The organism is Serratia sp. CY40230, assembly GCF_052168835.1.
Taxonomy (GTDB): Bacteria; Pseudomonadota; Gammaproteobacteria; order Enterobacterales; family Enterobacteriaceae; genus Serratia; species Serratia nematodiphila.
Window position 1 is genome coordinate 69744 of record NZ_JBJNLX010000003.1, and the last position, 13891, is coordinate 83634.

Annotated in this window: 15 protein-coding genes; 9 read left to right on the top strand and 6 right to left on the bottom strand. The window is 60.3% G+C overall.

Annotated elements, in window-relative coordinates:
• The first annotated feature begins 27 nt into the window (after positions 1-27).
• The 3 genes from ACJ8IJ_RS11970 to maa all read left to right on the top strand — a co-directional run bounded on the left by ACJ8IJ_RS11970 (position 28) and on the right by maa (position 1508).
• Positions 28-444 (top strand): secondary thiamine-phosphate synthase enzyme YjbQ, encoded by a 417-nt coding sequence (locus ACJ8IJ_RS11970; RefSeq protein ID WP_004936779.1) that lies wholly within the window; start codon positions 28-30, stop codon positions 442-444.
• 4 nt (positions 445-448) lie between these two features.
• Positions 449-802 carry an MmcQ/YjbR family DNA-binding protein gene (locus ACJ8IJ_RS11975; protein ID WP_004936783.1) on the top strand — a complete coding sequence of 118 codons (354 nt, stop codon included), beginning with the start codon at positions 449-451 and terminating at the stop codon, positions 800-802.
• A gap of 148 nt (positions 803-950) precedes the next feature.
• A complete protein-coding gene (maa, locus tag ACJ8IJ_RS11980; protein ID WP_131165453.1) occupies positions 951-1508 on the top strand; it encodes a maltose O-acetyltransferase in 558 nt (185 codons plus the stop codon).
• A 31-nt stretch (positions 1509-1539) separates the two neighbouring features.
• Here maa and ACJ8IJ_RS11985 read toward each other — a convergent pair whose 3' ends face one another.
• The gene (locus ACJ8IJ_RS11985; RefSeq protein ID WP_004936787.1) at positions 1540-2592 is read right to left on the bottom strand and encodes an NAD(P)-dependent alcohol dehydrogenase; all 1053 of its coding nucleotides are present in this window, start codon (positions 2590-2592) and stop codon (positions 1540-1542) included.
• Positions 2593-2821: 229 nt separating this feature from the next.
• Positions 2822-5650 carry an excinuclease ABC subunit UvrA gene (uvrA, locus tag ACJ8IJ_RS11990; RefSeq protein ID WP_015379213.1) on the bottom strand — a complete coding sequence of 943 codons (2829 nt, stop codon included), beginning with the start codon at positions 5648-5650 and terminating at the stop codon, positions 2822-2824.
• Positions 5651-5929: 279 nt separating this feature from the next.
• Between uvrA and ssb1 the strand changes: the two genes are divergently transcribed.
• On the top strand, positions 5930-6460 hold the full coding sequence (gene ssb1 / locus ACJ8IJ_RS11995) for a single-stranded DNA-binding protein SSB1 (RefSeq protein WP_004936793.1): 531 nt from the start codon (positions 5930-5932) through the stop codon (positions 6458-6460).
• Between the two features lie 85 nt (positions 6461-6545).
• On the opposite strand, the gene ACJ8IJ_RS12000 is transcribed toward ssb1, so the two are convergent.
• The 3 genes from ACJ8IJ_RS12000 to ACJ8IJ_RS12010 form a co-directional block, all read right to left on the bottom strand.
• The gene (locus tag ACJ8IJ_RS12000; RefSeq protein WP_442518730.1) at positions 6546-7475 is read right to left on the bottom strand and encodes a cyclase family protein; all 930 of its coding nucleotides are present in this window, start codon (positions 7473-7475) and stop codon (positions 6546-6548) included.
• A gap of 226 nt (positions 7476-7701) precedes the next feature.
• Positions 7702-7914: a DUF1471 domain-containing protein gene (locus tag ACJ8IJ_RS12005; protein ID WP_004936800.1), complete on the bottom strand. Its 213-nt coding sequence runs from the start codon at positions 7912-7914 to the stop codon at positions 7702-7704.
• Between the two features lie 233 nt (positions 7915-8147).
• The gene (locus ACJ8IJ_RS12010) at positions 8148-8897 is read right to left on the bottom strand and encodes a 3-oxoacyl-ACP reductase family protein (protein WP_442518729.1); all 750 of its coding nucleotides are present in this window, start codon (positions 8895-8897) and stop codon (positions 8148-8150) included.
• Positions 8898-9024: 127 nt separating this feature from the next.
• Here ACJ8IJ_RS12010 and ACJ8IJ_RS12015 point away from each other — a divergent pair, with 127 nt between their 5' ends.
• Positions 9025-9942 (top strand): LysR family transcriptional regulator, encoded by a 918-nt coding sequence (locus ACJ8IJ_RS12015; RefSeq protein ID WP_442518728.1) that lies wholly within the window; start codon positions 9025-9027, stop codon positions 9940-9942.
• Positions 9943-9997: 55 nt separating this feature from the next.
• Here the strand turns inward: ACJ8IJ_RS12015 and bhsA are convergent, their stop codons facing one another.
• Positions 9998-10258, bottom strand: a complete 261-nt coding sequence (gene bhsA / locus ACJ8IJ_RS12020; protein ID WP_004936809.1) for a multiple stress resistance protein BhsA — start codon at positions 10256-10258, stop codon at positions 9998-10000.
• 195 nt (positions 10259-10453) lie between these two features.
• Between bhsA and ACJ8IJ_RS12025 the strand changes: the two genes are divergently transcribed.
• The 4 genes from ACJ8IJ_RS12025 to ACJ8IJ_RS12040 all read left to right on the top strand — a co-directional run bounded on the left by ACJ8IJ_RS12025 (position 10454) and on the right by ACJ8IJ_RS12040 (position 13712).
• Complete coding sequence (locus ACJ8IJ_RS12025; protein WP_015379208.1) at positions 10454-10897, top strand: lipocalin-like domain-containing protein; 444 nt, start codon at positions 10454-10456, stop codon at positions 10895-10897.
• Entirely contained in the window at positions 10894-11562 is a 669-nt protein-coding gene (locus tag ACJ8IJ_RS12030) for a glutathione S-transferase family protein (RefSeq protein WP_004936814.1), read from the top strand. The genes ACJ8IJ_RS12025 and ACJ8IJ_RS12030 overlap by 4 nt, the downstream gene beginning before the upstream one ends.
• A gap of 47 nt (positions 11563-11609) precedes the next feature.
• Positions 11610-12017 carry a VOC family protein gene (locus tag ACJ8IJ_RS12035; RefSeq protein WP_004936816.1) on the top strand — a complete coding sequence of 136 codons (408 nt, stop codon included), beginning with the start codon at positions 11610-11612 and terminating at the stop codon, positions 12015-12017.
• Between the two features lie 333 nt (positions 12018-12350).
• Positions 12351-13712 carry an NCS2 family permease gene (locus ACJ8IJ_RS12040; protein WP_004936819.1) on the top strand — a complete coding sequence of 454 codons (1362 nt, stop codon included), beginning with the start codon at positions 12351-12353 and terminating at the stop codon, positions 13710-13712.
• Positions 13713-13891: the final 179 nt, after the last annotated feature.

Here is a 13891-nt window from a genome sequence, read left to right on the forward strand (position 1 = left end):
AATATACTGATTGAGGGGCGCTCACTCATGTGGCATCAGCAAACGCTAATCCTCAGCGCAAAAGCGCGTGGCTTTCATCTGGTTACCGACGAGATAGTCAACCAGTTAACCCACTTACACCGCCTGCAAACCGGCCTGCTGCATCTGTTGCTGCAGCACACCTCGGCCTCGCTGACGCTCAACGAGAACTGCGATCCCACGGTGCGAGCCGATATGGAGCAGCATTTCCTGCGTCAGGTGCCGGAAAACGCACCCTATCAGCATGACTACGAAGGGCCGGACGACATGCCGGCGCACATCAAATCCTCGCTGCTGGGCGCTTCCTTGACGCTGCCCGTCAGGCACGGGCGGCTGATGTTGGGCACATGGCAGGGCATCTGGCTGGGAGAGCACCGCATCCACGGCGGAGCACGCCGTATTGTGGCCACGTTACAGGGGGAATAACCCAATGAATAACAGCGCATTGCTGGAGTACTGCATGGCGAAGCCGGGCGCGGAGCAGAGCGACCAGAACCAGTGGCAGGCCAGCCAGATCAAGGTGGGCGACGTGATGTTCGCCATGGTGTGCGAGGTCGAAGGGCGGCCGGCGCTGGCGGTCAAGTCCAGCCCGGAGCTGGCGGAAAGCCTGCGTGAACACCATCCGGAGATCGTCGCCTGCGACGGTCTGAACAAGGCGCACTGGAATACGGTGTTTCTCGACGGCAATCTGCCGAACTCGCAGTTTTACACGCTGATCGACAGCTCCTATCAGCTGGTGGTGGACGGCCTGCCCGAACACGTGCGCCAGGAACTGCGCGCCTGATTGCCGGGCGGCGGCGCCGCCCGTTTTTCTTCTGTTTTTTTCATGTTAAAGCGTGATCGCGACCTGGGTTTGGGAACGTTCCCTTTTTATTGCGGCACTAAAACAGCTACGCTTGGGCATTCAAGACACGCGGATGAAGGAGGCCGACATGGCCATGAGCGAAGAAAAGCGCAAGATGATCGCCGGGGAACTGTACGACGCCGGCGATGAACTGCTGCGCAGCGAACGCCGGCGCGCACGCCAGCTAACGCATCGCTATAACTACTCTTCGCCGGAAGAGGGCGAGCTGCGCAAACAATGGCTGGGTGAGTTGCTGGGCCGCTATCAGGGCGGCACCATCGAGCCGACCTTCCGCTGCGACTACGGCTATAACATCTATCTCGGCAAGAACTTCTATGCCAACTTCGACTGCGTGATCCTCGACGTATGCGAGGTGCATATCGGCGACAACTGCCTGCTGGCGCCGGGCGTGCATATCTATACCGCCACCCATCCGCTGGACGCCGAGACTCGCGTCGGCGGGGCGGAGTTCGGTAAGAGTGTCAGGATTGGCGACAACGTGTGGATCGGCGGGCGCGCGGTGATCAATCCGGGAGTGACCATCGGCGATAATGCGGTCGTGGCCTCCGGCGCGGTGGTGACCAAAGACGTGCCGGCCAATTGCGTGGTGGGCGGCAACCCGGCCAGGATCATCAAGCAGCTATAAAAAAACGGGTGCCGCCGGGCGCCCGCCGTCATCAGGCGCGCAGCGAGTCGATATCCACCACGAAGCGGTACTTCACGTCGCTTTTCAGCATGCGTTCATAGGCCTCATTAATTTGCTGCATCGGGATCAGCTCGATATCCGACGTGATGCCGTGCTGCCCGCAGAAGTCCAGCATCTCTTGCGTTTCCGCGATGCCGCCGATCAGCGAACCGGCGATGCGGCGGCGCTTCATGATCAGGTTGAACACCTGCGGTGACGGATGATCGTGCTCCGGCGCGCCGACCAGCGTCAGGGTGCCGTCGCGGCGCAGCAAGTTGAGGAACGGGTTCAGATCGTGCTGAGCCGCTACCGTGTTGAGGATGAAGTCGAAGCTGTTGACGTGCTGCGCCATCTCATCCGGGTTGCGCGAAATCACCACTTCATGGGCGCCGAGGCGCTTCGCGTCTTCGATTTTCGACGGCGAGGTGGTGAACAGCACCACATGCGCGCCCATCGCCCGCGCCAGTTTGACGCCCATGTGCCCCAGCCCGCCGAGCCCGACGATTCCGACCTTTTTGCCTGGCCCCGCGCCCCACTGGCGCAGCGGCGAATAGGTGGTGATGCCGGCGCACAGCAGCGGCGCGACGCCGGCCGGATCGAGGTTTTCCGGCACGCGCAGCACGAAGTCCTGATCCACCACCAGATTGGTGGAGTAGCCGCCGTAGGTCACGGCGCCGGTGTGGCGATCCTGGCCGTTATAGGTGCCGGTAAAGCCGTTCTCGCAATACTGTTCCAGCCCCTCATCGCAGCTCGGGCAGCTGCGGCAGGAATCCACCATGCAACCGACGCCGACCAGATCGCCGATCCGGTAACGCGAGACATGGTCGCCGACGGCGCTAACGCGGCCGACGATTTCGTGGCCCGGCACCACCGGGTAAATCGTATTGCTCCATTCATTGCGCGCCTGGTGCAGATCCGAGTGGCAGACGCCGCAGAACAACACCTGAATCTGCACATCGTGGTCGCGCAGGGCGCGCGGCTGGTAATCGAAAGGCACCAGCGCAGACTTCGCGTCATGCGCGGCATAGGCATGGGTAATGTTCATGGTCGCTCCAGTTATCAATGTAGGGGGGACAACGTTTGACCGGCAGCGAAGTGCCGGCGAGACGCGGCCTGAATCAGACAGGACGGCCGCCGAGGGAACATTGATGATAGAAGCGGTGAGCGCGGAGGGAAATGCCTGAAAATGTCGAAATCTTGCCTGTTTCTGTTCTATTGCGGGGAAACGGGGCAGCGTGCGGACCGCCTGAGCGACGGCCCGCACGCCGGTGACATTACTGGTTCAACAGCGGCTTCAGGAAGCGTGCGGTGTGCGATTTCTCGCAGTCGGCGACCGTTTCCGGCGTGCCGGCGACCAGGATCTCGCCACCGCCGCTGCCGCCTTCCGGCCCCAGATCGACGATCCAGTCGGCGGTCTTGATCACATCCAGGTTATGCTCGATGACCACGATGGTGTTGCCCTGATCGCGCAGCTGATGCAGCACCGCCAGCAGCTGTTGGATATCGGCGAAGTGCAGACCGGTGGTCGGTTCGTCGAGGATATACAGCGTTTGGCCGGTGCCGCGCTTCGACAGTTCGCGCGCCAGCTTGACGCGCTGCGCTTCACCGCCGGAGAGCGTGGTGGCCGACTGGCCGAGGCGGATGTAGGACAGGCCGACATCCATCAGGGTCTGCAGCTTGCGCGCCAGCGCCGGCACCGCGTCGAAGAAATCGCGCGCTTCTTCGATGGTCATCTCCAGCACTTCGTGGATGCTCTTGCCCTTGTACTTCACTTCCAGCGTTTCGCGGTTATAACGCTTGCCCTTGCATTGGTCGCACGGCACGTAGATGTCCGGCAGGAAGTGCATCTCGACCTTGATCACCCCGTCGCCCTGGCAGGCTTCACAGCGCCCGCCCTTGACGTTGAAGCTGAAACGGCCCGGCGTGTAACCGCGGCTGCGCGATTCCGGCACGCCGGCGAACAGCTCGCGCACCGGGGTGAAGATGCCGGTGTAGGTGGCCGGGTTGGAGCGCGGCGTGCGGCCGATCGGGCTCTGATCGATGTCGATCACCTTGTCGAAATGCTCCAGGCCGGTCACTTCGCGGAACGGCGCCGGTTCGGCGATGGTGGCGCCGTTGAGCTGGCGCTGGGCGATCGGGAACAGCGTATCGTTGATCAGCGTCGATTTGCCGGAGCCGGACACGCCGGTGATGCAGGTAAACAGACCGACCGGCAGCGTCAGCGTCACGTCTTTCAGGTTGTTGCCGCGCGCGCCGCTCAGCTTCAGCACCTTGGTCGGATCGGCCTGCACGCGCTGCGCCGGAATGGCGATCTCGCGCTTGCCACTGAGGAACTGGCCGGTCAGCGATTCCGGCTGCGCCATGATGTCGTCGACGGTACCTTCCGCCACCACCTGGCCGCCGTGTACGCCGGCGCCGGGGCCGATGTCGATCACGTGATCGGCGGCGCGGATGGCGTCTTCGTCATGCTCCACCACGATCACCGTGTTGCCGAGGTTGCGCAGGTGGATCAGCGTTTCCAGCAGGCGCTCGTTGTCGCGCTGGTGCAGGCCGATCGACGGCTCATCCAGCACGTACATCACACCCACCAGGCCGGCGCCAATCTGGCTGGCCAAACGGATTCGCTGCGCTTCGCCGCCGGAGAGCGTCTCCGCCGAGCGAGACAGTGACAGGTAGTTCAGGCCGACGTTCACCAGGAATTTCAGGCGGTCGCCGATCTCTTTCAGCACTTTCTCGGCGATTTTGGCGCGCTGGCCGCTGAGCTTCATGTTCTGGAAGAAGGTCATCGCATGGCCGATGCTCAGATCGGAGATCTCCGGCAGCGTGGTGTCTTCGACAAACACGTTGCGCGCTTCTTCACGCAGGCGAGTGCCGTGGCACGAGGCGCAAGGGCGGTTGCTGATGAACTTCGCCAGCTCTTCGCGCACCGCGCTGGACTCGGTCTCTTTATAGCGGCGCTCCATGTTGTGCAGCACGCCTTCGAACGGATGGCGGCGCACGGTGGTATCACCGCGATCGTTGATGTATTTGAACTCGATAGACTCTTTGCCGGAGCCGCTCAGCACCGCCTTCTGCACGTTGGCGCTCAGGGTGTTGAATGGCGCTTCGACGTCGAACTCATAGTGCTCCGCCAGCGAGCGCAGCATCTGGAAGTAATAGAAGTTGCGGCGATCCCAGCCGCGGATCGCGCCGCCGGCCAGCGACAGCTCGGGGTTTTGCACCACGCGATCCGGATCGAAGAACTGCTGCACGCCCAGGCCGTCGCAGGTCGGGCAGGCGCCGGCCGGGTTGTTGAAGGAAAACAGGCGCGGTTCCAGCTCGCGCATGCTGTAGCCGCAGATCGGGCAGGCGAAGTTGGCGGAGAACAGCAGCTCGTCCGCTTTTTCGTCGTCCATGTCCGCCACCACCGCGGTGCCGCCGGACAGTTCCAGCGCGGTTTCGAACGATTCGGCCAGGCGCTGCGCCATGTCGTCGCGCACCTTGAAACGGTCGACCACCACTTCGATGGTGTGTTTCTTCTGCAGCTCCAGCTTCGGCGGATCGGACAGATCGCACACTTCGCCGTCGATGCGCGCGCGGATATAGCCCTGGGCGGCCAGGTTTTCCAGCGTTTTGGTGTGCTCGCCCTTGCGGTCTTTCACCACCGGCGCCAGCAGCATCAGGCGCTTGCCTTCCGGCTGGCTCAGCACGTTGTCGACCATCTGGCTGACGGTCTGCGCCGCCAGCGGAACATGGTGATCCGGGCAGCGCGGCTCGCCGACGCGGGCGAACAGCAGGCGCAGGTAGTCGTGGATCTCGGTAATGGTGCCGACCGTGGAGCGCGGGTTGTGCGAGGTGGATTTCTGCTCGATGGAGATCGCCGGCGACAGGCCTTCGATATGATCGACGTCCGGTTTTTCCATCAGCGACAGGAACTGGCGCGCATAGGCAGAGAGTGATTCGACATAACGCCGCTGCCCTTCGGCATACAGCGTATCGAAAGCCAGCGAAGACTTGCCGGAACCGGACAGGCCGGTGACGACGATCAGTTTGTCACGCGGGATGATCAGGTTGATGTTTTTCAGATTATGGGTTCGAGCACCACGAACTTCGATATTGTCCATTTACACTTCCCGTCTTGATGATACACCGCGCCTGTCGCGATTTTTGCGGGGGATTTTGTGATGGATCTCGCAAAAAACCGGCACAGCCAGGTCGAAACGCATAATTATGACACAAAAAAACCTGAATGAATATCCAGTATGCGAATGCAACAAGGTCGATCGAAAAGACAATTCTGGAATGCAATTCGCACTTATCTCAACACGGGTGTGGTTTCGTACTCAGCGTGGTAAACTGACGCGTTTATACTGTGTAGAAATCAATCATCGGGAGAAGTGCTCATGGCCAGCAGAGGCGTAAACAAAGTAATTCTGGTCGGGAATCTGGGTCAGGATCCAGAAGTCCGTTACATGCCGAACGGCGGCGCAGTGGCCAACATTACCCTGGCGACCTCCGAAAGCTGGCGTGACAAGGCGACCGGCGAACAGAAAGAGAAGACCGAATGGCACCGCGTTGTGCTGTTCGGCAAACTGGCCGAAGTGGCGGGTGAATACCTGCGTAAAGGCTCTCAGGTCTACATCGAAGGCTCCCTGCAGACCCGTAAATGGCAGGATCAGAGCGGCCAGGATCGCTACACCACCGAGATCGTGGTTAACGTCGGCGGCACCATGCAGATGCTGGGCGGCCGTCAGGGCGGCGGTGCACCGGCCGGTCAATCTGCCGGCGGCCAGGGCGGTTGGGGCCAGCCTCAGCAGCCACAGGGCGGCAACCAGTTCAGCGGCGGCCAGCAGCAGTCTCGCCCGGCGCAGAACAGCGCACCGGCGACCAGCAACGAACCACCAATGGATTTCGACGACGATATTCCGTTCTAAGCCTGGCAACAGCGCTAAAAAAACCCCGCTCAGGCGGGGTTTTTTGTGTTCGTTAGCCGCTGATTTTCTGCGGCGGTGTCGCCAATCAGTAAATTGCTACCGGGTTGATATTGACCTGGGTTGAACCGACATACAGCGGTTGCCCCAGCACGAACAGGAATTCCCAGGTTTTTGTGCGTACCAGCGGGCGGCTGTCGATCAGCTCCAGGTTATAGACGCCGCGTTTGGCCAGCAGGTACTGGTTGACCGGGAACTCTTCGTCATTTTTCGGGTTAGGGTAAACTTCGGAGGCCCAGGTATCACCGCCGAAGGCCACGATGCCTTGGTCGGCCAACCATTTCGCCGCTTCCATGCCGATACCCGGTTCAACTTCCAGGAACTTTTTATTGTCTTTGCCAATCAGCTCCAGCCAGCCGGTGTTGAACAAGACAACGTCGCCTTTGCGTAAACTGATGCCCTGCTTTTTAAGCACCGCTTGAATATCCGCAACGGAAAATTCGGTGCCGCCCGGAACGATCGCTTTATTATAATAAGCCGTCATATCGAGTACGACGCCGCGTGTGACCATGGGCGGCACTTTTTCCACGCCCAATTTTTTCACGCCATCTACGGTGACGAAATCCGCCGCCTTATTGCCGTTATAATAAACATTGTCGATGCCGATATGGCCAATGCCATTCAACTGAGTGCCGACGCCGGTCCAGGCATTCACCAATTCATCATTAAAGGTGAATTTATTTGGGCCAAGCGTTTTACCATCCTGCTGACCAGGCTGAATATTATATAAGCGGAAGCTGCGGTGGCGGAACGCCGGGAAATCTTTATCGACGGGCACCGCCAATGGCAATGTCTTACCTTGTTTTACCAACTGCACGGACTGTAATACGACCTCAGGCGTGAGCAGGTTGGCCGCGCCGATTTCGTCTTTTGCGCCGTAAACGGAAGGATACCAGTCTGACGACTGCGCGGCGGATTCTGCGGCGTGCGTGGGCACTGCGGCCAGCAAGGGCAGCAAGAGGGAGAGGCGATACAATGATATAACGGAGTATTGCAGGGCGAATGAAAGTGAGCCTCCGGAAATTGGCGGCGTGAGGCCGCCGAATAATAACCGGTGAGGGAACGGCTCATTTTTTCTGTGTACTGGGTACGCCAGCGTAATTTTTAAAAAGGCGCCCGGCGATGATTTCCTTAATCATGCGGTAATGAATAACGCCGTATGCACGGCGTTATCGCTAAACGCATTATTTTTTCAGTTCTGCACTCATGGTGACGAAATTGCCCATGTAGGCGCTGGTAATTTTGTAGCCGCTTGCGCCGGCTTCTTGCGCTTTTTTAGCGATGAGGGCTTCGGTGGAATCCAGTGTTCTGCCGGTTGCGGTCACGCTTTCTGCCGCGGCGTTAAACGACAGCATGGAAAACAGAGCGAGTGAAATAACGGTGGTCATGGTTTTCATATCTTTATCCTGTGTTCGAAGGTTCGAAAAATAAGGGTGTCCGGTACGACACGATGGAGCGAAGGATAAAGACGTCGGCCTGGTGAATAAATAACAGAATCGTCAATAAACTATTCCATTTTTGCGCATAAACTAATTCTATTATTGTCTTTCAAGGCCGAATATGCCGTGCGAGGTGAGAAGCGGTCGTCGGGGAGCGAATGAAAAAAAAGCCCCTTGCGGGGCTTTGAGCGCTACGCCGAGAAGCCGCCGTCGATGCTCAGACTGGCGCCGGTGATATAACCCGCCTGCGGGCCCGCCAGGTAGGCGACGAAACCGGCGATTTCTTCATCTTTGCCGTAACGGCCGATCGCCATCAGCTGCTTGAGCTGATCGGCGAACTCGCCGGCGTCCGGGTTCATTTCGGTGTCCACCGGGCCGGGCTGCACGTTATTGACGGTGATGCCGCGTGGGCCGAGATCGCGCGCCATGCCCTTGGTCAACCCGACCAGCGCCGATTTGCTCATCGCGTACACCGCCGCGCCGCCGAACGGCACGCGCTCGGCGTTGGTGCTGCCGATGTGGATGATACGGCCGCCGTCGTTCATGTGGCGCGCCGCCTCCTGGCTGGCGACGAATACGCTGCGTACGTTGACCGCCAGCATGCGATCCAGGTCGTCCAGCGCCAGTTCCTCGGTGCCGCCCAGCGTAAATACCCCGGCGTTGTTCACCAGAATATCCAGGTTGCCGAAGTAACTCACCGCTTGGCGAACCGCCTGCTGCAGCGCCGCAGCATCGGCGCTGTCGGCCTTGATGGCGAGGGCTTTGCCGCCGGCGGCGGTAACGGCGCTCGCCACCGCTTCGGCGCGATCGGCCGAGGCGGCGTAGGTAAAGGCGACGGCGGCGCCCTCGCTCGCCAAGCGTTTAACGATGGCGGCGCCGATGCCGCGGGAACCGCCCTGAACGAATGCGACTTTGCCTTGCAGTGGGAGTGCTGTGGTCATGTTATTTCTCCAGAGTGGATGAGGGTAAAGTGTCGGCATTCAGTATCGGAGATCGCTTGCACGGCCACTAGCCACAAAGAGCTATAATCAGTTAAAACCATTAGTTTAAAATCCATAAGGAAAAAGCATGCTGGGACATCTGGAGTGCTTCGTCAGCAGCGCGGAAAACGGCAGTTTCTCCGCCGCCGGCCGCAAGCTGGGCCTCAGCCCGGCGGCGGTAAGCAAGAATGTCACCCGGCTGGAGGCGGTGGTCGGCGTGCGGCTGTTTCAACGCAATACCCGCAAGTTGATCCTCACCGAAGCAGGCGAGCGTTTTCTCAGTGAGGTGAGCGGCGGGTTGCAATCGATCCAGTGTGCATTGAAGGGGTTGAGCAGCGGCGGCGGCGCGGCGGCCGGCGGCTTGAAGGTCAGCATGGGCACCGCCTTCGGCCTGCACTTCGTGTTGCCGATGCTGCCGATGTTTTTGACGCAGTACCCGGCGATTGTACCGGACTGGCATTTCGACAATCGCCAGGTGGATCTGATCGGTGAGAACTTTGACGCTGCGCTGGGCGGCGGCATCGAGTTGGCGCAGGGGATGATTGCTCGCGAGCTGGCGCCTGCGCATGGCGTATTGGTCGCTTCGGCAGAATACTTGCGGCAGCGGCCGCCGTTGACGGAGCCGGAGCAACTGGCGCAACACGCCGGGATTTTCATCCGTTCGCCGCAGACCGGGCGCATTCGCCAGCAGCCGCTGCGAAATGCCCAGAATGAGCAGCGTGCGCCGGGGATGACGGTCAGCATGACGGTCAATGAACCGGAAGCGGCGGCGCGGGCGGCGGAAATGGGATTGGGCATCGCGCTGATCGGCATGCCGAATGCGGCGCCTTATCTGGAAAGCGGCCGTCTGATGCGGGTTCTGCCGGGCTGGTATGTCGATCGCGGCAGCGTGTATCTCTATTTTCCCACCACCAAATTCTTACCGACCAAAACCCGGGTGTTTGTCGATTTCATCACCGAACAGTTCCGCCTGCAGAAGTTGGCGGCGCGCTTTGACGCCCGCTAAAACGAGAAAAGCCCCTTGCGGGGCTTCTTTCTTCCGTCGGTTGGCTGTCCGACGATCAGTTGAAGATTTCTGCGGTGCCGTACAGTTTGTTCTGACCACCGGCGGCGACGATGCGGTAGGCGCTGGCGCCCGACGCGGCGGCTTTGCTGGCCAGTTCGCTTTCCAGCGCGCTCAGGTTAGCAGCGCCGCTCACGGTGACGACGCCGATCTTCTGGGCGTCTGCAGCAGGTTGGCTGGAAGGCAGGTCAGCGGCGAAGGTAGCGAAAGAAGCGGTAGCCAGCAGCGCAGCGGTAGCAAAAATTTTGACGTTTTTCATGATGTGTTCCTCAGAGTGTTTGTTAGGTGAGAGCCCGTTGTCTCTCGATGTGTTAAATACTAGTGCACCGGATGTGAATAAAAAATCGGAGAGTTTTGAGTATCTCCGTCAAATAAATTGATTATTTTTCATCCGCTGGCGCGGGGCAACAATCGCCACTACCCTTTACAGACGATCCTTAACCGGAGAAGCGTCATGACGATGAATGCGTTTATCGGCAGTTGGGCGTTGGTGTCGTCGGCGTTCAAAAACCAGAACGGCGAGCTCAATTACCCGCTGGGCGAGCAGGTGTTGGGGCGCATCCACTATGAGGCCAACGGCACGATGGCGGCGCAGCTATACAGCGCCGTGCGGCCGCGTTTTGTCGCCGACGATTTGACGCAGGGATCCGAGCGGGAGATCCATGCCGCCTTCATCAATATGATTTGCTACTTCGGCCGTTATCAGGTGGAAGAAAGCGAGCAACGGGTGGTGCATCAGGTTGAAGGCTGCTCGTTCCCCAATTGGATAGGCAGCCGTCAGGTGCGTTTTTACGCCTTTAACGCCGATCGGCTGACGTTGCGCACGGTGCCGCTGCAGCTCGGCAACGGCGTGCAGGTTGGCGAACTGGTGTGGCAGCGGACAGGAGCGTCGTCATGATCATCGTTCATCATCTCAATCACTCGCGGTCGCAGCGCATTCTGTGGTTTCTGGAAGAGCTGGGCGTGCCCTATCAGGTGCAGCGCTACGAGCGCGATCCCAACACCATGCTGGCGCCGCCGGCGCTGAAAAAGATCCATCCGTTGGGCAAATCGCCGGTGATCGTCGATGGCGATCTGACGCTGGCGGAATCCGGCGCCATTATCGAATACTTGCAGGAAGCCTACGACGCACAGGGCATGTTTATGCCAACCGACTTCCACGCGCGTCAGCAATACCGCTACTGGCTGCACTACGCCGAAGGATCGCTGATGCCGCTGTTGGTGATGAAGTTGGTGTTCAGCCGTCTCGGCCAGCCGCCGATCCCCTGGCTGCTGCGGCCGGTGGCCGGCGCGATCGGCAAAGGCGTGCAGCGGGAATACCTCGACAAGCAGATCGCGCCGCACTGTGAATTCCTCGAACAGCATCTGAATAAGGGCAGTTGGTTCGTTGGCAACGACTTCAGCGCGGCGGATATTCAGATGAGCTTCCCGCTGGAGGCGATGGCGGCGCGCGGCGCGTTGGATGATTGCCCGAAACTGCGCGGCTTCCTGCAGCGCATTCACGCCCGGCCCGCCTACCAGCGGGCATTGGAGCAGGGCGGCCCTTACGACCTGCTGAGTTAAGCGGATGGGCTATACTCGATGGGGTCATTCTTCATCGGAGGTAGCCCATGGCTACGCAAATCTTCGTTAACCTGCCCGTACGCGATCTGCCCGCCTCAATGGCGTTTTTCACCCAGCTTGGCTTCAGCTTCAACCCGCAATTTACCGACGATACCGCCGCCTGCATGGTGGTCAGCGAGACGATTTACGTGATGCTGCTGACCCACGACAAATTCAGGATGTTTACCCCGAACCCGATCGGCGACGCCAAACAGGCCACCGAAGTGTTGGTGTGCCTGTCGCAACCCAGCCGGGCGGCGGTGGACGAACTGGTGCGCAAGGCGATCGCCGGCGGCGGCAATACCTATCATCCGCCGCGGGACTATGGCGTGATGTACGGCCACGGATTTCAGGACCTGGACGGCCATATCTGGGAATTGATGTATATGGATCCCGCGGCGGTGCAGGCGCAATAAGCTCGCCGTGAAGCAGGTCGGCAGGGGCGCCGGATCGCCCCGTCTTTTCGCGCAGAAGCCATTCCCGCCGTTTTCTGCATAAATTGCCGCGATCTTTAGTTGATTAGACGCTAGGGAAGGCAGGATAATCGTTTGCCTTGAATAAACCACCATAAATCACCCGTACCGCGCGCTGCGAGTTAAACGTTTGCCTGGGTGCGCATCGCCGTTGGCGGTGTGGCATAAGGGCAGGGATGCGGAACGTGACGTAAACGATTACGTGGCGATCGGGCGCGGGCGAGATTACAGGCCTGCTGTGACGGGCCGATTCATGAAACACAGGGGAAGTAACCTATGTCGAACTCTCAAGCGAACCACGCCGCAAAACCAACCGGCGGGCTTGATGGCTATTTTAAAATTTCCGCGCGCGGCAGCAGCGTGCGTCAGGAGGTGGTGGCGGGGCTGACCACCTTCCTGGCGATGGTGTACTCGGTGATCGTGGTGCCGAGCATGCTGGGCAAAGCGGGTTTCCCGCCGGCGGCGGTGTTTGTCTCCACCTGCCTGGTGGCCGGTCTGGGGTCGCTGTTGATGGGGCTGTGGGCTAACCTGCCGATGGCCATCGGCTGTGCGATCTCGTTGACCGCCTTTACCGCCTTCAGCCTGGTGCTGGGCCAGCACATCAGCATTCCGGTGGCGCTGGGCGCGGTGTTCCTGATGGGCGTGCTGTTTACCATTATCTCGGTCACCGGCATCCGCGCCTGGATCCTGCGCAACCTGCCGATGGGCGTGGCGCATGGCACCGGCATCGGCATCGGGCTGTTTCTGCTGCTGATCGCCGCCAACGGCGTCGGCCTGGTGGTGAAGAACCCGCTGGATGGCTTGCCGGTGGCGCTCGGTGCGTTCACCTCTTTCCCGGTCGTCATGACGCTGGTCGGCCTGGCGGTGATCTTCGGCCTGGAGAAACTGCGCGTGCCCGGCGGCATTTTGCTGGTGATCATCGCCATTTCCATCATCGGCCTGATCTTCGACCCGGCGGTGAAATACCAGGGGCTGTTCGCCATGCCGAGCCTGGCGGACGCTGACGGCAAATCGTTGATCTTTAGCCTGGATATCATGGGCGCATTGCAGCCGGTGGTGTTGCCGAGCGTGCTGGCGCTGGTGATGACCGCGGTGTTCGACGCCACCGGCACCATCCGCGCGGTGGCCGGGCAGGCCAACCTGCTGGATAAAGACGGGCAGATCATCAACGGCGGCAAGGCGCTGACCTCGGATTCCCTGAGCAGCATCTTCTCCGGCCTGGTGGGCGCCGCTCCCGCTGCGGTTTACATCGAGTCCGCCGCCGGCACCGCCGCGGGCGGCAAGACCGGCCTGACCGCCACCGTGGTCGGCATTCTGTTCCTGCTGATCCTGTTCCTGTCGCCGCTGGCCTATCTGGTGCCGGTCTACGCCACCGCGCCGGCGCTGATGTACGTCGGCCTGCTGATGCTGAGCAACGTCACCAAGCTGGACTTCAATGACTTCGTCGACGCGATGGCCGGCCTGCTGTGCGCCGTGTTCATCGTGCTGACCTGCAATATCGTCACCGGCATCATGCTGGGCTTCAGCTCGCTGGTCATCGGCCGCATCTTCTCCGGCGAATGGCGCAAGCTGAACATCGGCACCGTGCTGATCGCCGTGGCGCTGGTGGCGTTCTACGCCGGCGGCTGGGCGATTTAAGCCGCTTGGGTTTCCCTCGCCCGCCGGGCGGGGGAGCCTGTTACGGCAATTCCCTTCTTAAGATAAGTCTTCTTCTGCTCTGCACCGCGTTTTGAAAGGCACAACAAGCTTTAACGGCTGTAAAAAAAGTGATCTACTATCGTGACCAACGCAGGCCCTGAGCCGATGTCGTCTGAATC